We start from the raw sequence: 17,943 nt of genomic DNA on the forward strand, positions 1-17,943 counted from the left end.
AGGTCGACTAAAGATAAGTCTGAAAGCGACAAACACCCCACTGACAAAACACTGTCACCAAAACTCCCCCCACAACCCCTTACCTTTGAATAACTCCCCCAAAAAACCACCTCCACTATGCGCCCCGATTTTATAGAAATGATCCGCACCGAAGCCCGCGGCATCGCCACACCCAAACCCCTTAGCAAGCTGCAACAGTTTAAACACGCCTGGGAAACCGGGCCCGAAGCCCGGCTTATGGTTACCCGCCCGGCTAACGACTGGCTAAACACCTCGCCCACCATCCTGCAGCTTAAAACGCTCTTTGGCAGCCTGTGGCACGAGGGCGAACTGTGCATTATGTTTGCCGATACCAACCTGGGCAAAAGCGTGCTGGCCGTGCAAATTGCCGATGCCATTACCCGCAACTACAGCCTCGGCGTGCTTAACAACCAGGCCCCGGCCAATACCCCGGTGCTGTACCTCGACTGCGAGCAAACCGCCCAACAGTTTGAGGCCCGCTACAGTTGTCGCCAGCATGGGCGGCACCATTTTGCGCCCCACTTTTACCGTGCCGAATACAACCCCGAGCTGGATGCCCCCATCCGCCGCGACAATTACGACCACTATATGCAGGGCGAAATTGAACATGCCCTCGGGCAAACCGGCGCCCGTGTGCTTATTATTGACAACCTAACCTACCTGCGCCAGGGCACCCAAAGCCCCACGCAGGCCCTCGCGCTCATGAAAACCCTCAAGGCGCTTAAAACCCGGCACCAGCTCAGCGTGCTGGCGCTGGCCCATACCCCCAAGCGCGCCGCCACCCAGCCCCTCTCGGTAAACGATTTGCAGGGCAGCAAAATGCTCATCAACTTTGCCGATAGCGCCTTCGCCATAGGCCAAAGTCAGCAAGATGCGCGGCTGCGTTACCTCAAACAAATTAAGCAGCGCAGCGCCCAACAAACCTACGGGGCCAATAACGTTTACCTCATCAGCCTACAGCAGGAATTTGGTTTCCTGGGCTACCAGTTTGAAGGCCTGGCCGCCGAAGCGGACCACCTGCACCAGCCCGTCCCGCAAAATGCCGAGCACGATGCCGTCATCGCCCTCTACACCCAGGGCCACAGCCTGCGCCAAATAGCCGCCCGTGTGGGCCTGCACTACACCACCGTAGGCCGCGTAGTACGCCGCCACCAGGATCAGCAAAGGTTAAAGGTGAATGTGGAGGATGAGGTGGGGTATAAAGGCAACGAAGCGACAAGCCCAATGAATAATGACCTACCGATAGCTATCGGGAGACCCAATGACTAACACAATGGCGTTGCCTGACGGCCCGCGCTTTCCGCTCATACGCCTGCAGGCTTTAAGCGCGAAGGCCGGTATCCGCTACAATCGCTAACGCGGAAGAGCGCGGAAAAGGAAATTAACTTACAAAATGCGACAGATTATTTTATATAATTAATTTGTATATTTGGGCATGCCAGAGCTTGTGCACCGTACAGGCAGATGGCAAACGCAATAGAGTGTTTCAATCGTAGTGGAGGAGTAATAATCCTATTACTGTGGTTGATGATCTCACCTCAGTTCTCTCTCAAACACATTGTTACTTGCAGGTTTCGGGTAACCGTAGCGGTGGAGTTGGGATTTTCAAAGGGGCGGGGCGCGCGGGCGGAAACTATTTTCAAAAAACTTGCAAAAGTCAGGAAAAAAGGTAACTTTAAAAAAGACTATAACGCAATGAAAAGCAGGATTAACGCTAAACAATTCGGGCATTTACCGGGGGCTTTTGCCAAACGTGTAAATAGTTTCGCCAGAGCTTGTGCACCGTACAGGCAGATGGCAAACGCAATAGAGTGTTTCAATCGTAGTGGAGGAGTAATAATCCTATTACTGTGGTTGATGATCTAAGCCAATGCTTTAAGAGTGTGACCTGCAAAAGCTGATTCATCAGTTTGGAACCCACAGTCAATACATGATATCTAAACAAACTACATTACTTGAAAAAATTTCAAGTGAAGATTCTCTTTTAAAGGCTTGGAAGCTTTTAAACAAAAGTAACAAAGCCTCAAAAGGTCTTTCAAATGTTTCAATAAAAGATTTCGAGGGAAATTTAAAATCCCACATCTCTGAAATCTCTAAGTCGCTTCACTCAAATAATTACAATTTTTCAAAAGTAAAAGGAGTGGCCATAAAAAAGAAAGATGGCACTCCCCGTCCGCTAAGGGTACCAGAGATTAAAGATAGATTAGTTCATAAAGTACTTGCGTTAGAGTTTGAAAAGATTCTTACGCCGATATTTGGGTTAAATAACAGATGTAGTTTTGCATATCAGAAGGATAAAGGAATTATTGATGCTATCGCTCAAATGATCATATATTATCGAGAAGGATACAATATTATCCTCGAGGCTGACATTAAAAAGTTTTTTCCATCAGTCGACTCAGACGCTCTTCTTAATAAAATAAAAAAGGCACTTCCTGACAAGTCCGTAGATGAATTGTTTGAAAGGGCGATGAAGCAAGAACTCGGTAATATCGAAGAACTTAAAAACCGAAAAGTATACGAAGAACATTTTGAAAACTCTGAACTTGGAATACCACAAGGCAATGCCCTATCACCTCTTTTAGCAAATATTTGCTTGTCAGATTTCGATCAACGAATGATTGAGGATGATATTAAAATGGTTAGGTACGCAGATGATTTTATTATCCTTTGCAAGAATATTGAATCTGCAAAAAAAGCATATGACATAGCACTTGTAGAACTCGAACAAAAATTGGGTTTAACAGTATACCCACTTGAAGGTAAAGAAATTAGTTTATCTAAAGTTAGTAGAATAATAGACCCAAGAGCTGTCTCATTTAGTTTCTTATCCATTAGATTTAACGGCACAAAGTGTTGGGTATCCGAAACAAAAATTACCTCTCTAGTAAAAAAATTAAGTGATCTTGCTTCATTAGAAGAGCGACGTAAAGAAATTAAAGAAGACTTATGGTTGTTACAATGTTTAATAAAAATTAAAAATTTACTGGAGGGCTGGATTGCCGCGTATTACTTTGTTGAAATAGAAAAACAAATTATTGAGGTTGATAAACATGTAAACATAGAGTTGTATAAATTATTTGAGAGCTTTAATTTTTCCTTGCAAAAAAAGGACCTTCAAAGAATCAGTCTGAAAGGAAAAAGTAATTCAAAATGGGGCCTTGGAAATGTTCAAAGGAAATTCAGCGGAATCCCAAGTTGCGAAGCTACATTAAACAAATTACGAACTGGTAAAGATTCCTTAGAAGAAATCATAAAAACTAAAAACTTCATTTCAGACCATCAACTAAACCACATTGACTAGCGGATTACTCACTACAACAAGTCTCCGCTGACGCAAGTCTAAAGTGCATGCCTAAAATACCACAATTACGCCTTTTCCGCTTTTGCACTGTCGCGTACTTGCGCTAGCATTGAACCTATTTCAACCTTTAAATATTATATTCGTCCTTCAATATTTGATATGGGGCACTATACAACATTGTGGATTGGCAAGCATGATTTTCATTGGAAATATGATATCCCCGCATATTTGTCATTTCTTTTTGAAGAACAACAAGCATATTCAGAGTTATCAGACGAGGGAGTCGACGCTTATCCTACTAGAATTGGTTTTAGAACCGATGCAAGTTCCGCCATAAAAAAACTTGATCAATTAGGCATGAACTGGGATATGCTGACCAATATTTATTCCTTTTTCTATGATCAATTGAAGGAAGGCGTGGTCGACAATATTCGTTCTGAAATTTCCGATAAAAATCGAAATCGTACCGACTTAACAATTCAAAAAAAGATTGATTTTGCAATGGCTCAATTGAATCGTTTTAGTCGCAAAGAAGAACTGAAGGATTTTGTAAATTTTTTTATTCCAATGATCAATGTATGTACAGGCTCGAAAAGCATGAATGTTAAATCTATTGACGGTAATGTATACAAAATTCCTAAAGATAAGTACGCATCTGATTTAATTAATATGATTACCGATCCTGGACAATTTTTCTATGAAAAGGCCTTGTTACTGCCACCATGGATTCAAATCATTGGCAATCTATTTGACTACGATCTGCTGCAAGAATATGCTGAAATTATATCTGTTGTAGAAATCAAACTATTGCTAGAAGCATCTCCCCCAAACGCGATAGTTAATTTGCAATTGGAAGACATGGTAGATGACAAGGATGAAATTGCTGATTTTCATTTAACATCTGCACAAAGAATAATAGGTAAAATCAAACTGTACAATCAGTTTTTTAATGCCGTTCTCAATCAAGAGGACGTAATCAAAGATGCTTATTTTAGAGAAGAACTACGATCTATTTTAAATAACGCCCCTAACGCCAGAACAACTTCAGAAAAAGGTAAGTATTTAGAAAGCCTTTTGGAATTGATATTTTCTTCTGTTAAAGGTTTAGAAGTTATAGAAAAACGGCTATCGACAAAGGATGAAGAAATTGATCTAATTGTAAAAAATAGCGTCAAAGGTACTTTTTGGTCTTCATTGATGAGCCCTTGCTTTTTTGTAGAATGTAAAAACTGGAAATCAAAAGTTGGAAGTTCGGAAATACGTGATTTCGAAGGGAAAGTAGCAAACCATCATAAACTGGTTAAAATAGGTTTTTTTGTATCATTTAATGGCGTTACTAAAGAGGCAATTTCTGCCTTAAAAAGAGCGTCAAGGGAAAATTATCATTTAGTGCTTGTCGACAGACATGATATCGATCAATTAGCTAACAGCAATATTTCAACGATTGCATGGCTTGAAAAACTGATAACCCAGTTGCATTAGTAATCTTACAACGTCACAAGGACTCCCCCCGCTCCCCCCGCTACCGCAAGCGTCCTCGCTTGTGGACATGCGCTAAGTAATAAAGCGACTCGGCAACCAAGCAGGCGGCCACAAGCGAGGACACTTGCGGGAGCGTAATGTTTAATCTATCTTGGGCAGCTCCTGACCAAGGGCTGTTTTAAAGACGGTCCATGACTTGGTATCAAACTTTTCGTTAACGCTTATCTTTCCGCCATAGTTGGTGAGCAGTTTTTCTATATTAGTTAAGCCAAAGTCGGCGGCGCTCCATTTGGGAGTTATCCCATCACTCGACATCACATTAGCATCAGCACCTGCTTCCAATAAAATTAAAACTATATCCTCGTAACCGCCCAATACTGCCCAATGTAATGGAGAGTTTCCGAGCTCATCAAGTTCATTAAGATTTAATCCTTCCGATATTCTTAGCCTGACTTCATCAGGTTCGCAACGTTGTACAGCATTGTGGAGTAAATAATTTGACATTTAGCTAAGATAGTTTAATTCAAGAAAATAATCCCCCCCCCGCGATGGGGCAAAATTAGATAAGTTCCCCAAACTGGACGAAGTTTAGCGTAGCGTAAATGGACCAGTGATGACGTTAGGCATTTGGTAGGCCTTGCGCGCCCAGCCGCGTTAGGGGTGGTAGCGGATACCGGCCCGGCGCGGGCCATGCGCGTGGGCCGAGCCTAAGGCCTGCAGGCGTATGAGCGAACGACCCGGGCCGCAGGCAACGCCATTGTTGTTGGTCATTGGGTCATTGGTCATTAAGTCATTGGGCTCGTCGCTTTTATTTTTCTTGTTGGGCTTGCCTTTTATTTACCCGCCGCGTTTATGGTAAACACGGTTCCGTTGCGGAAGGTGGAGCGATCAGGGCTTAGCTGGCGCGGGGTTATTTGCAGCTGGTTGTTGGTGCGGGTTATGGTGAGGTAATGAAAGGCTGGCTTTTCGTTGGCGGCCAGGTCGTGCATGGCGGGGTTGTTGGGTTTGAGGGGTTGGTGCAGTCCGCCGCCACCGCCAATTACCATGAAATATTTGCCCCGGATGTTAAACTTCTCGAAATTATGCGAGTGACCCGACAGGAACAGCGCGCCTTTTTTGGCCTGCAGAAAGGGCTCAACAAAACCATTTTGCACAGCCACCGAGGGGCCAACCACCTTGCTATTGGTATAGGGCGAGTGGTGACAGCCCACCAGCACAAATTTAACGGCCGGGTTTTGATCAAGCTGGCTAAGCTGCTGCGTATACCAGGCCTGTTGCGCGGCACGCCGGACGGCGCTCATGGCGCTAAAATTGGAGTTGAGCACCACTACCGCCACCGAATCGGTAACTACGGTATACCCGCCGGGTTGGTATTGCGGAAAGCGGTTCATGAACTTTTGGGTGCCTTTGGCGGCGTTAAACATAACCTCGTGATTGCCCAGCGTGGCATAAACCGGGATGTTGTGCCCGCCCAGGCGCGCCAGGTAGGCATCCATGTTATGCCAGGCCTTATCACTTTTCCCCAGCGAAACCACATCGCCCAGGATAAAAAGAGCGGCCGGGCGCAGGCTGTCAACATCGGCAAATATTTGCTGCGTGGCCTGCAGGTTATGGTTTTGCTTGTGGTACAGTTTTTCAACCCACAGTGGTTCCTGCGTATCGGCGGCGAAGGCGATAACCGGCGTTGGGGTTTGCGCCACAGCCACCAAGCCCAGGGCAAGCCCGGCTATAGTGAACACCAATATTTTAAGTGCGAGGCGCATGGGTGTAACTTATTGATTAAAAAACGAATTAAAAAACACCAACTGATATTTAAGCGAGTTAGCCCAGTACTGGCCGGTGTGGGCGCCGGGGCGTTCGGTGTAGTCGTGATCTATTTTTTGGGCGAGGAGTTTTTGGTGCACGTTGCGGTTTACGGTGATGAAACCATCGTCGATGCCGCAATCGATAGAAATAGCCAGTTGTTTATTTTTGAGGGAACTGACGAGGCTGAGCACGGTATGCTCTTCCCATATTTTGGGGTCGTCCTTAATATCGGGCAGCACCATGCGCATGGATGAGTCGAATTCGCGCATATCCAGTCCGCCGCTGATGCTGGCCGCGGCGCCGAAAGTTTCGGGATGTTTAATGGCCAGGTAAAGCGCGCCATGGCCGCCCATACTTAAACCACCAATAGCGCGGAAACTTTTATAGGGCAGGGTGCGGTAGGTTTTGTCGATATGGTCAACCAGTTCGGTGGCGGTAAAGGTTTCGTATTTAAGCTGGGTTTGTATGGGGCTGTCGAGGTACCAGCTATAGTCGCCGCCATCGGGGCAGATGATGATGATTTGGTATTGGTCGGCGTATTTCGGCAGATCGGGCGAGATACCCAGCCAGCTCTGGTAATTGCCGCTTCGGCCGTGCAGCAGGTAAAGCACGGGATACTTTTTCTGGCCGGTTTTGTAGCTATCAGGGTAGATAACGGTGCAGGGTATTTGCGTGTGCATGCCGGCGCTGGGCACCTGTATGGTTTGCACTTCGCCCGCGAAACCAGTGGCAGACAGGGTGAGTAATAAGGCAAGAAAAACAAGACGCTTCATACCCTGAAATTACGCTTTTACCACGTAACACAAAAGCCCCCCGAATACCGGGAGGCTTATTGCATATCCGAACGAGCTAGTCCGGTAAAAAATTGGTTTATCTGTAAATATACACGCCGTTCATCATGGCTACGCCACAAGTGGTTTCGAAGGCGTTACGGTTGCTTTCGGCCGTGCGGGTTCCCCAAATGTTCCACATCAAACCGCGCGAGTTACGGATGCTCCAGGCCTGGGCGGCGTTGTTATCCAGCCACGCGCCGTAGGTGCCCACGGTACCGGTATTTTTTACCCAACGGCATGCCCAGCGCGCAAAAATACTTTTCATGCCCTGGGTATCGGCATTGCCATTCTCGTCTTTCAGTATGCCGCCGGGGGTTGAGCAAAGGCTGTTTTTGGCATAGTCCATAGCTTTGTTGCCAATGGCCAGGTAGCCGGCGCTTGGGTATGGCGCACGCAGCAGGTCGGCCGCGCCAATGAAGGTACCCTGGGTGTAGCTTAACGCACCCTGTGTTATCACGCCCGAGTTATTGATGGCGCCTTTTACTTCGCCGTTGCTGGCGTTGTATAGTTTAAGCACCATCCAGTCCATAATTAGTTTGGCTTTGTTGCGGTAGTTTACGTCGCCGGTGGCGTTGTACAGCAGCATAGCGCAAATGGCTGCCGGAGCGTTAACGCAGGTATTTTTGGTATCGTTAGCGGTTGTCCAGAACAGGCCGCCACCGTTAACGGTGGTGTTCCAGGCGCGGTTCCACATCATGTTGAAGTTGTTTTTGGCCATGTCTAACTGTCCGCCGTCGTTGGTTATTTTCCAGGCGCGAACGCACATGATAGCTCCCCAGGCTATATCGTCGTTGTAGATGTTGTTGGTCCACAAGGTGCCGTAGCCGTCGCGCACGCCGTTGTACAGGTATTGGATCTTGTTTTTCAGATCGGTGCTTGGGTTGATGTCGTAAGCATCTATCAGCATTTCGATGGCTTCCTGCTGTGTCCAGAAATCCATGCGGCCGGTGTGGTCCTCGGTTTTCCAGTAATAGGCTTTGAATGACGGGCCGTAAGTGCCGTATTGGTTGTAAAAGCGGTTGTTGTACACCTGCATGGCTACCAAGGCCTCGGCTTTGGTTGGTAGGGTGGCCTGCACAGCCAGGCGCGGGCCGTTGTTGGTGGTAGCAATACTGTCGGTGGGTTTGTTGGTGGCAGATTGCAAGTCGGCGCCGCCATCTTTTTTACAGCCGGCGAAAATGGCGCTCACGCAAAGGGCAAGGGCCAGGCATAGCTGCTTGTTGTTGTTTTTTCTCATAATTCTTAGTAGTAAATGTTAAATTGGTTATGGTGTGAACTTGCTCGTTCGGTTTTTCTTGCTACTGAATTAAAAAGGGGTAGTAACGGCTAAACTGCAAGGGGAGGCAGCTATAGGTTTATTGGTCAAGGGGTTATTACGATAACAAGCTACCGCGGGTTGTGTTTTTATTTTAAAAAATTAAGAACCAAACTTTGGCACCACTGTTGTTTATACTAAGAAAACACTTAATACCATGAAAAATATATTTAAACGCCACGACAATACCAGCACCTGGATAGCTGCTGCCATTGCCGGAGCCGCAGCCATAGGTGCCGTAGCTTATTTATACTTTAAAAAACGCGAAAACGAAGCCGAAGAAGATGATGATCACGCCAGCGATTACCTGCAGGTGCGTATGCCCAAAAAACGTAAACGCAGCGATGTGAATGACCTGGAAGATATCGCGGCGCAGAATTAGTATAGAGATTCAAGAACCAAGATTCAAGAATCAAGACTAAGGTCGAAGCGCGTGTTTCGGCCTTTGCTTTTTGGGCTATTTTTTTTGTAAATTAGAATTACCAATAAGCCTAAAACCTACCTCCTATATGAAAACTAAACTGCCTCTCCTGCTATGCGCCTGTATCGCGCTGTTAACGCTGTTTACCTTCGCCCGGGTTGATGATTCGATAGACCGCTTAGTGGCCCAGTTACAAAACTGGACCAACAAACATCCACAGGAAAAAATATACCTGCATACCGACAGGCCTTACTATTTGGTTGGCGATACCATTTGGTTTAAGGCCTATGTAACTACAGGTAGCAAACACCAGTTATCGGCCATTAGCGGGGCGATGTATGTGGATATGATCAACGAGGGCGATTCGATAGCTTTATCAATGAAGTTGCCTATCACATCGGGCATGGCAGTGGGTAACCTGGCTTTGCCTGATAGTATTATCCGCGAGGGCAATTACCGCATACGCGCCTATACGCAGTGGATGCGTAATGCAGGGCCCGAGTTTTTTTACGACCGTACCTTCAGCATCGGCAACGCCATAAGTAATAAGGTGCTGGCCAAAATAGATTATACGTACAAAAAAGAGGGCGACAATACCAAAATAACCGCCATACTAAAATATACCGATACCCATGGCCAACCCTATGCCGGCAAGCGGGTATTTTACAGGCTTAAAGAAGGCTTTAATGTGATATCATCTGGCGGTGGCAATACCAATGCCGCGGGCGAGATCTCAGTTAACCTACCGACTGCCAAACCGGGCTCTTTACGCAACTCGTTTTTGTTAACGGGGCTTACTATCAGTAATAATGATGTGGTACCCAAAACCTTCCCCATTAAAACGGCTGCGCTGCAAACCGATGTACAGTTCTTCCCCGAAGGGGGAAACCTGGTTAACGGGGTGAAAAGCCGTGTAGGTTTTAAAGCGACCGGCACCAACGGGCTTGGCGCTGCTATTACCGGCATTATCACCGATAACAACAATACCGAAGTTGCCAAACTGGATGATAAACACCTGGGCATGGGCCACTTTTTGTTAACGCCCGAGGCTGGCAAAAGCTACCGAGCCAAAGTAACTTATGCCGATGGCAGCACCAACACCATAAACCTACCTGCCGCTGTTGATGATGGCTACGCGCTGGCGGTGTTCCCTACGCTGAAGAATGATTCGATAATGGTGCGGGTTGATGCCGGGAAGAATGTATTGCAAGGCGGCGCGCAAACGTTGAGTGTGATAGGGCAAATGGGCGGTAATCCTTATTTTTCGGCCAAGGTAACCGTTAACAAGGCTGGCAACATTTTGCTGTTCCCTATTAAGGAAGTACCTAGCGGTATTATGCAGTTTACCCTGTTTTCGCCTGCCGGGGTGCCGCTTAATGAGCGGATAACTTTTATCCAAAACAAGGATCTTATCAACCTTAAACTAAGCACTGCTAAAAAGGTATACAATACCCGCGAACGTGTTGACCTGGCTATAGCGGCTGATGATAACGATGGCAAACCTATAGGTGGTAACTTTTCGGTTTCGGTTATCAGCGAGGCGGCGGTGAGCAGCGATGAGGCTAACGAAACTTCCATCCTGTCGCAACTGCTGTTAACATCAGACATTAAAGGTTACGTAGAAAAACCTAATTACTATTTTGTTAACCAAAACAACGATACCCGCGCAGCGCTTGATGTGTTGATGCTTACGCAGGGCTATCGCAGGTTTACCTGGAAAACATTGCCTGATGTTATCGCGGCATCGCCGGCTTTTAGTGCCGAGAAGCTGGCTAACCAAATTACAGGCCGGTTAACCACCCTGGGCAATAAGCCTGTAACGGGCGGACAGGTATTGCTGGCCAATAACAAACTAAAAGTAGTGCTGGATACCGTGACCGATGCCAACGGCCGTTTTACCTTTAACAACCTGTTTATCACCAATGGTATTGAGTTTACGGCGCAGGGTCGTACCGCCAACGGTGGTAAAAGGCTTAACATCGAGATCGACCAACCGGGTATGCCGCCTATTATGGCTAACACTAATATCGGCGACGCCAACGCCAATATCCCCGAACTGCTCAGATCATCCATACAACAAAACGACCAGTTGGAACAGGTTTTTGCCCGTCAAGGCAAATTAAGCGATCTGCATCAGCTGCGCGAAGTAAAAATAAACAGTGCTAAAAAAGTAGGTTTCGGCGGTGGCATAGCCGAAAGCGAGGCTGATGAGGTTTACCGCCCCGATACGCGCCAGCCTTGCAAAACTTTGCGCGAGTGCCTGGAAGAAATGTATAAAGGCCGGGTGAGGTTTGCTAAAGAAGGCAGCGATTGCGGATTTATATGGATACCCCGGGGGTATATTGTAACCGTAAACGGGCAGTTTATTGAGCCCTGCGATTACCAGTCGCTATTGGAAGACACACCCGAAAACATCAGCAAAATTTACATCGTGCGCGAAAGCGCTGCCGTTATTGCCCGTTTTATGGGTGCATCAAACATGGGGCGCACCGGTGGCAAACCAACTGCCGTTATAGGCATTTTCACTAAACGGCCTAACTGGCGCGATGGCTCTGATCCTTCTATTACCACTTACGACCCAAAAGGGTACGACCTGACCAAGGAGTTCTATTCGCCCAAATATGAAAACCCCGAAGCCGGCAAGCAGGTGGGCGATATACGCAGCACCATTTACTGGAACCCACGCGTCCTAACCCGCGCCGAAGGACGTACCTCGGTGAGTTTCTACAATTCCGACCGTACCGGTAGTTACCGCGTAACCATCGAGGGCATTGATGCGGAAGGTAGATTGGGCAGGCAGGTGTATAAATATGAGGTGAGGGATTAACCCCGTAGAGAGACGCAATATTTTGCGTCTCCTGTAAGTATTTGCCGTCACGCGGCGCGGACCACTTTGACCCGCATGGACGCGTGGCTGGCTTCAAACGAAAAAAATACTTATATTGCTAGTAATAAACCTAAAAACATGAGATCACTTTTATCCTTCGGTGTACTGCTGATGCTGGCAGGCGGGTGTACACTTGCCAAAAAAGATCGTACAGAGGTAAAGCAAAAACACTACACCAAAGATTTTGACGCTGCTTTCGCAGAGCAACAAGGTGATAAAACCGTGCTTATTTTTGAGAAATATCAAAACGGCTTAACGGGCGACTCGGTGGTAGCTACCTCATCCTATCCCGCTAATGAATTAGTGGTTTGTTTGAAGCAGGACAAACGGATAAAAGACCTTAAAACTTACTTAGCCGGTTTTAAACATTCAACAGGTGCCCAGTTCCAGGTGGTTGACAGTGTGCCGGGCGGACAGGTGTTTTTGATACGGGCTACAACCAAAACCATCCTTCCGCTGAAAGACTTTAAGGCCCCGCTTGATGCTTCAGGCATGTTTCAATATACCGAACCAAACTATATTTACCAGGCGCAGCAATCAAACCAGTTTGTTTATAAAATGAGCAGGGAGCAGTGGTACCTCAGAAACACGGCGGTAAACAACGGCCAGGCAGACGGGGTTTACGATGCAGATATTGATGGCATTGAAGCCATATCGCGCTATAAATATGGGCAGGAGGTTAAGCATCCGGTATTGATAGCAGTGATAGATTGCGGTATCAGTATTTTTCATAATGCCCTTATTCCTTGTCTTTATCAAAACCCGGGCGAAATACCCGATAATAATAAAGATGATGATGGCAATAAGTTAATAGATGATGTTAACGGTTGGAATTTTGCATCAAACAACAGCAGTTTGGTAGATGCCGGTCAGCATGGTACACACGTATCAGGCATTATTGCGGCCACCCAGCCCCATAACATTGAAATTAATACCGGCATAGCGCCCGATGCTAAAATTATGGCCCTTAAATGCGGCGAAACCAGGAAACTGGATGGTATGGCCATATTAAAAGCACTTAAATATGCTATCAACAAAAGAGCGCAGATAATTAATATGTCTTTAGGATTATATGATTATTCTCAAGCCTTTGCCAATGGTGTAGCCGAAGCAATTGATAACGACATTATTATAGTAGCGGCTGCAGGTAACGATGCCAAAAACTTAGATGTTGAGCCTTTTTACCCGGCCTGTTTCCCCAAGGTAATAAGTGTTGCAGCTACCGACCGGAATGACAGGTTATCCACTTTCTCTAACTTTGGCAATAATGTACGGATAGCGGCACCCGGTACCGACATTTCTTCCACCATCCCTGGCTATTATGGGTACGGGTATCTTAGCGGCACATCCATGGCCACACCTATGGTGACAGCTACAGTAGCACTTATTAAAAGCCTTTATCCTAATGATGACCTAACCGCCATTTTGCGGCGTTTGCAATCAGGTGCCGACCGATTGGCCAGTCTTCAATATAAAGTAATGGACGGTCAGCGTTTGAACGTTTACCGGGCGCTGTTCCAGGGGGTAGAACAGGTTGACGCAAATGGTACACCCTATCGGGATCAGCCCATAAACGGCCGAACACGTGGCTCGCAAACACCATATGCCAACTGGGGAGACCCGGGCGTTGATGGTAAAACACCGCAAACAGCCTACAAGATAAGCCACATCAGCCAGTTAATGAACATTCGCGATGCCGATTTGGGCGCATATTTCAGGCTTACAGGCAACCTTGACTGGCATGAGCTGACTCCTACTGATCCCCGTATATTTAACCGTACTTTTAATGGCACCATATATGGCGATGGATTTACCATCCGCAATTTTGATATTCAAACCGGTTATCCAACAGGCTTATTTTTACGCTTGGGGCGCAACGCGGCGATTTTTGATTTGCGACTGGTAGGCGTTAATATAAAAGGCAGCAAAACCGTTGGCGCGCTGGCGTCTGAAATGGAGGGCGGACGGCTTAGCAATGTACAGGTTGAAGGCGTTGTTACCGGCGATGAGGAAGTTGGCGGCATTGTTGGCAAATGCTTTAATGTGCAAATAAATAATTGTTTTTTTGAAGGGACGGTGAAGTCTAAAATAAAACCGACCGGCACTTTGCGCCCGGGTACGGGCGGCATTGCAGGCACATCAATTACCTGCAACTTTTTGGGCTGCCACGTGCAGGCCCAGATAAGCGCACCTGCTTATGCAGGCGGCATTGCAGGCCAGCTTACCTCGGGTAGTATAGACCAGTGCTACGCGCACATCAGGATTGATGGCGGAGAACAATTAGGCGGACTGGGCGGGCGTTTATATAACACCAACATCACCAACAGCTATGCTGAAGGTATTGTTAAAGCTACAATTGGCGAAGCGGGTGGTATAGGCGGCTATGTTCAGCACCTGCGGGTAAATAACTGCTATGCCATAGTTGATGTAAACAAAGTTAATTTTAGCGGCGGCTTGTTAGGTAACGGCTATAATTTTAATTCGCAAGGCTGCTATTACCTGGAAGGTTCGGCAGCGGGTATTGCCGGTGCGCCTATCGCTTATTTTGATATGCAGCAGGCCAATCGCTTCCCTGGCTGGTTTGTGGCCAACGTATGGCGTTCGCGGCCCGGTTTTTCGCCCTTGTTGCCAAGTATCCCGCGCACTTTTGATTCGCTTTATTAACCCTTAATCACATTGAACCATGCCGGATAAGATCATACTCATAACCGATAATTTTTCGTCAGAAGCATTACTGGCGGATGCCATAAATGTGAAGCAAGACGAAACGATGATCTGGCGTTTGCCGGATCAGGTAACACCCTATTTTACGGCGATAGAGCGCGAGCTGATTTTTACCTGGCCCAATTCCTTGTCATTTCGTACCGTATTTACCGGCACGCATTCAAGATCAGTTCGCAATCATCAAAACTTTACCATAACTATACGCAATGCCGACGGAAGGGATGTACTTAACTGGCGTACCGGCGCTTTTGCTTACAGTTGCGGCCAACGGGTGGTTTATGAACGCGCTACCTCATCGCCGGGTTTGTATGTTGAAGCTTTTACGGCAGCGCTTATAGTTGATGGGGATTATACAACCTGCTGATAAAGATCGGCACGCATTTTCATAAACCACAGGCTTGCGTTAAGGATGGCAGCGGATACCGGCCGCGGCGACGGCCCCCGCGCAGGCCGCGCTTAAGGCCTGTGCAGTATGAGCGTACAGCCTGACCCGACCAAAGGAGGGTAACGCCCTTGTTACCTAAGCCCTGCATTTTTATTTTGTGCACGATTTTTCATAGTTTTATGCAAACTGATCTGTGCACAATTTATTCTCAATCCAATTTTTTACTATGCGATACTTTTTACCCATTATTTTACTGTTAACAGTATTAACTGCTAACGGGCAAACGCCTGCGCCCGCGGCTCCCGAAAAGGGCAACTATCAACTGGCTTCGCGCTACTCGGGCGAGCGGTTGAAAAAGATGGTTTTTACCAACAGCGTTGACGCGCACTGGCTTAAACTAAGCAACCGTTTTTGGTATAGCTTTGAAAACAGCACTATACGTAACTGGTATATTGTTGACCCGGTGGCCAAATCAAAAACTTTAATGTTTGATAACGAGAAGCTGGCGGCCAAAATAACCCTGATCGTTAAAGACCCGTTTGACGCGCAGCACCTGCCTATTGAAAACCTGAAGTTTACCAAAGACGAAAAAAGCATTCAGTTTGAACTGAAGAGCACCGTTGACCAGGTGAAAAAAGACCGTAAAGACAAAAAAGCTGCCGACTCGCTGGAGAAGAAAACCTTTTACTTTACCTACAACCTGCAAACCAACCAGTTGGCCGAGCTGGTAAACTACAACAAAGTAAAACCCCGCCCCAACTGGGCATCGATAGCGCCGGATAGTTCGGCTATTATTTTTAGCCGCAACAACAACCTGTACTGGATGGATAAGGAGAACTACAAAAAGGCGGTGAAAAACGAGGACGACAGCACCATTGTTGACCACCAACTAACCAAGGACGGCGTGGTTGATTACGCGTACGGCGCTTCGGCTAACGAGGAGACCAACGTGGTTACAGCTAAGGATAAAAAGAAACGGAGGCCATCGTATGTGTTATGGTCGCCGGATGCGAAATATTTTATGCTGATGCGCAGCGACAGCCGTAAGGTAAAGGATATGTGGGTGATCAACAGTATTGCCGAGCCTCGCCCTACTTTGCAAACCTACAAATACCATTTGCCGGGCGAGAAAGAGGCTCCGCAGAAGGAAATGTTGTTGTTTGATTTTGCAGCTAAAACCTTTAAAAAACTACCTACCGCTTTATTTAAAGACGGCGAGCTGGATGCCTGGGGTGCGCCTATCCCGGCAAAAAACCGCGACGATGAGTTTATCCCTTCGGTATGGTTGGGCACTAATGATAAGTTTTACTTTTACCGCACCGGCCGTGATCTGAAAAAGATAGACGTTTGCAGCGTGGATATTAAAACCGGTAAAGTTACCGTGCAGATAGAGGAGCGCATGAACACCTATATCGAGATCAATCGCCCGGGCCTGATTGCCGGTGGCAGCGAACTGATACACTGGAGCGAGCGTGATGGCTGGGGTCATTTTTATTTGTATGATAACAATGGTAAGCTTAAAAACCAGATCACTTCGGGATCATACCATTGCAATGATATTGTGAAGATTGATGAGAAAAACCGTGTGCTATACTTTACCGCATCTGGTCGTGAGCAAGGCGAAAACCCTTACTATGCGCACCTGTACCGTATTAATTTTGATGGCAGCGGCATCGCCCTGCTTAACCGTGGCGACTTTAACCACGCAAGCAGCCTGAATGATAATACGACGTTTTTTGTAGATAACTATTCGCGCGTTAACACCACGCCGAAAAGCACCCTGTACGACAATACCGGCAAAAAAGTGATGGACCTGGAAACTGCCGACCTATCCCGCTTAATTGCTACCGGCTACAAATTCCCGGAACCATTTACGGTTAAGGCTGACGACGGCCAAACCGACCTGTACGGCGTAATGTACAAGCCTTATGATTTTAACCCTGAGAAAAAATACCCGCTGATAGAGTACGTTTACCCGGGCCCGCAAACCGAGGCGGTTAATGCTTCGTTCAGCGTTTCGGCAGGCGCTATGAACTATTGCGACCGTTTGGCGCAGTTGGGCTTTATTGTGGTTTCGGTGGGTAACAGGGGTGGTAGTCCCGAGCGTTCAAAATGGTACCATAACTACGGTTACGGCAACCTGCGCGATTACGGCCTGGCGGATAAAAAGACCGCTGCCGAGCAATTGGCCGATCGCCATAAATTTATTGATATTAATCGCGTGGGTATTACCGGTCACTCGGGTGGTGGTTTTATGAGCTGCGCCGCCATGTTGGTTTACCCAGACTTTTTTAAAGTTGCGGTATCCGAATCAGGCAACCATGACAACGCCATCTACAACCGCTGGTGGAGCGAAAAACACAATGGTTTAAAAGAAATTATATCTGCCAAAGGCGATACCACCTTTCAATACACTATTGACAAAAACCCCGACCTGGCTAAAAACCTGAAGGGCCACCTGATGCTATCAACCGGCGAGATTGACAACAACGTAAACCCGGCCAATACCGTGCGTGTAATAAACGCGCTGATAAAAGCCAACAAACGTTTTGACTACGTATTGCTGCCAGGTCAGCGCCACGCCTACGGCGACATGAGCGACTATTTCTTCTGGCGCAAAGCTGATTATTTTGTACAATACCTGTTGGGCGATTTCTCGCAACCGGTAGATATTGTGGAAATGAACAGAGATGTGGAGATGAATAATAAACGACGTTAGTTAATTGGTGATTGGTTGATTAGATATTAGTTGACTAGTTATAAAA

General features: G+C 46.9%; 15 protein-coding genes. 9 read left to right on the top strand and 6 right to left on the bottom strand.

Annotation, left to right across the window (positions count from 1 at the left end):
• Positions 1-117 precede the first annotated feature (117 nt).
• The 4 genes from AC59JT_RS13740 to AC59JT_RS13755 all read left to right on the top strand — a co-directional run bounded on the left by AC59JT_RS13740 (position 118) and on the right by AC59JT_RS13755 (position 4,807).
• Positions 118-1,290: an AAA family ATPase gene (locus AC59JT_RS13740; RefSeq protein ID WP_497399837.1), complete on the top strand. Its 1,173-nt coding sequence runs from the start codon at positions 118-120 to the stop codon at positions 1,288-1,290.
• A gap of 258 nt (positions 1,291-1,548) precedes the next feature.
• Complete coding sequence (locus tag AC59JT_RS13745) at positions 1,549-1,887, top strand: hypothetical protein (protein WP_497399839.1); 339 nt, start codon at positions 1,549-1,551, stop codon at positions 1,885-1,887.
• A 64-nt stretch (positions 1,888-1,951) separates the two neighbouring features.
• Positions 1,952-3,325 (top strand): reverse transcriptase domain-containing protein, encoded by a 1,374-nt coding sequence (locus AC59JT_RS13750; RefSeq protein WP_497399841.1) that lies wholly within the window; start codon positions 1,952-1,954, stop codon positions 3,323-3,325.
• 159 nt (positions 3,326-3,484) lie between these two features.
• Positions 3,485-4,807: a DUF2034 domain-containing protein gene (locus AC59JT_RS13755; RefSeq protein WP_497399843.1), complete on the top strand. Its 1,323-nt coding sequence runs from the start codon at positions 3,485-3,487 to the stop codon at positions 4,805-4,807.
• Between the two features lie 141 nt (positions 4,808-4,948).
• Here the strand turns inward: AC59JT_RS13755 and AC59JT_RS13760 are convergent, their stop codons facing one another.
• The 5 genes from AC59JT_RS13760 to AC59JT_RS13780 form a co-directional block, all read right to left on the bottom strand.
• Entirely contained in the window at positions 4,949-5,311 is a 363-nt protein-coding gene (locus AC59JT_RS13760; protein ID WP_497399845.1) for an ankyrin repeat domain-containing protein, read from the bottom strand.
• A 150-nt stretch (positions 5,312-5,461) separates the two neighbouring features.
• Positions 5,462-5,593 (bottom strand): hypothetical protein, encoded by a 132-nt coding sequence (locus AC59JT_RS13765; RefSeq protein WP_497399847.1) that lies wholly within the window; start codon positions 5,591-5,593, stop codon positions 5,462-5,464.
• Between the two features lie 47 nt (positions 5,594-5,640).
• Positions 5,641-6,570 carry a metallophosphoesterase family protein gene (locus tag AC59JT_RS13770; RefSeq protein ID WP_497399849.1) on the bottom strand — a complete coding sequence of 310 codons (930 nt, stop codon included), beginning with the start codon at positions 6,568-6,570 and terminating at the stop codon, positions 5,641-5,643.
• Between the two features lie 9 nt (positions 6,571-6,579).
• Positions 6,580-7,386 (bottom strand): alpha/beta hydrolase, encoded by an 807-nt coding sequence (locus tag AC59JT_RS13775; protein WP_497399851.1) that lies wholly within the window; start codon positions 7,384-7,386, stop codon positions 6,580-6,582.
• 97 nt (positions 7,387-7,483) lie between these two features.
• Positions 7,484-8,683 (bottom strand): glycoside hydrolase family 76 protein, encoded by a 1,200-nt coding sequence (locus AC59JT_RS13780; protein ID WP_497399853.1) that lies wholly within the window; start codon positions 8,681-8,683, stop codon positions 7,484-7,486.
• 235 nt (positions 8,684-8,918) lie between these two features.
• On the opposite strand from AC59JT_RS13780, the gene AC59JT_RS13785 reads away from it, so the two are divergent.
• The 4 genes from AC59JT_RS13785 (at position 8,919) to AC59JT_RS13800 (ending at position 15,157) form a co-directional block, all read left to right on the top strand.
• Complete coding sequence (locus tag AC59JT_RS13785; RefSeq protein WP_497399855.1) at positions 8,919-9,143, top strand: LPXTG cell wall anchor domain-containing protein; 225 nt, start codon at positions 8,919-8,921, stop codon at positions 9,141-9,143.
• A 127-nt stretch (positions 9,144-9,270) separates the two neighbouring features.
• Complete coding sequence (locus tag AC59JT_RS13790; protein ID WP_497399857.1) at positions 9,271-12,009, top strand: carboxypeptidase-like regulatory domain-containing protein; 2,739 nt, start codon at positions 9,271-9,273, stop codon at positions 12,007-12,009.
• Between the two features lie 138 nt (positions 12,010-12,147).
• Positions 12,148-14,733, top strand: a complete 2,586-nt coding sequence (locus AC59JT_RS13795; RefSeq protein WP_497399859.1) for a S8 family peptidase — start codon at positions 12,148-12,150, stop codon at positions 14,731-14,733.
• Positions 14,734-14,752: 19 nt separating this feature from the next.
• Complete coding sequence (locus AC59JT_RS13800; RefSeq protein ID WP_497399861.1) at positions 14,753-15,157, top strand: hypothetical protein; 405 nt, start codon at positions 14,753-14,755, stop codon at positions 15,155-15,157.
• A gap of 19 nt (positions 15,158-15,176) precedes the next feature.
• Here AC59JT_RS13800 and AC59JT_RS13805 read toward each other — a convergent pair whose 3' ends face one another.
• Positions 15,177-15,341, bottom strand: a complete 165-nt coding sequence (locus tag AC59JT_RS13805; RefSeq protein WP_497399863.1) for a hypothetical protein — start codon at positions 15,339-15,341, stop codon at positions 15,177-15,179.
• Between the two features lie 63 nt (positions 15,342-15,404).
• Between AC59JT_RS13805 and AC59JT_RS13810 the strand changes: the two genes are divergently transcribed.
• Entirely contained in the window at positions 15,405-17,897 is a 2,493-nt protein-coding gene (locus tag AC59JT_RS13810) for a S9 family peptidase (RefSeq protein ID WP_497399865.1), read from the top strand.
• Positions 17,898-17,943: the final 46 nt, after the last annotated feature.

The sequence above is a fragment of the Mucilaginibacter sp. A3364 genome, from assembly GCF_059690715.1.

What these genes read in the sequence shown, in the direction of transcription:
- AC59JT_RS13740 (WP_497399837.1), top strand. Translation starts at nt 118, where the DNA reads ATGCGCCCCGATTTTATAGAAATGATCCGCACCGAAGCCCGCGGCATC.
- AC59JT_RS13745 (WP_497399839.1), top strand. Translation starts at nt 1,549, where the DNA reads ATGATCTCACCTCAGTTCTCTCTCAAACACATTGTTACTTGCAGGTTT.
- AC59JT_RS13750 (WP_497399841.1), top strand. Translation starts at nt 1,952, where the DNA reads ATGATATCTAAACAAACTACATTACTTGAAAAAATTTCAAGTGAAGAT.
- AC59JT_RS13755 (WP_497399843.1), top strand. Translation starts at nt 3,485, where the DNA reads ATGGGGCACTATACAACATTGTGGATTGGCAAGCATGATTTTCATTGG.
- AC59JT_RS13760 (WP_497399845.1), bottom strand. Translation starts at nt 5,311, where the DNA reads ATGTCAAATTATTTACTCCACAATGCTGTACAACGTTGCGAACCTGAT.
- AC59JT_RS13765 (WP_497399847.1), bottom strand. Translation starts at nt 5,593, where the DNA reads ATGACCAATGACCCAATGACCAACAACAATGGCGTTGCCTGCGGCCCG.
- AC59JT_RS13770 (WP_497399849.1), bottom strand. Translation starts at nt 6,570, where the DNA reads ATGCGCCTCGCACTTAAAATATTGGTGTTCACTATAGCCGGGCTTGCC.
- AC59JT_RS13775 (WP_497399851.1), bottom strand. Translation starts at nt 7,386, where the DNA reads ATGAAGCGTCTTGTTTTTCTTGCCTTATTACTCACCCTGTCTGCCACT.
- AC59JT_RS13780 (WP_497399853.1), bottom strand. Translation starts at nt 8,683, where the DNA reads ATGAGAAAAAACAACAACAAGCAGCTATGCCTGGCCCTTGCCCTTTGC.
- AC59JT_RS13785 (WP_497399855.1), top strand. Translation starts at nt 8,919, where the DNA reads ATGAAAAATATATTTAAACGCCACGACAATACCAGCACCTGGATAGCT.
- AC59JT_RS13790 (WP_497399857.1), top strand. Translation starts at nt 9,271, where the DNA reads ATGAAAACTAAACTGCCTCTCCTGCTATGCGCCTGTATCGCGCTGTTA.
- AC59JT_RS13795 (WP_497399859.1), top strand. Translation starts at nt 12,148, where the DNA reads ATGAGATCACTTTTATCCTTCGGTGTACTGCTGATGCTGGCAGGCGGG.
- AC59JT_RS13800 (WP_497399861.1), top strand. Translation starts at nt 14,753, where the DNA reads ATGCCGGATAAGATCATACTCATAACCGATAATTTTTCGTCAGAAGCA.
- AC59JT_RS13810 (WP_497399865.1), top strand. Translation starts at nt 15,405, where the DNA reads ATGCGATACTTTTTACCCATTATTTTACTGTTAACAGTATTAACTGCT.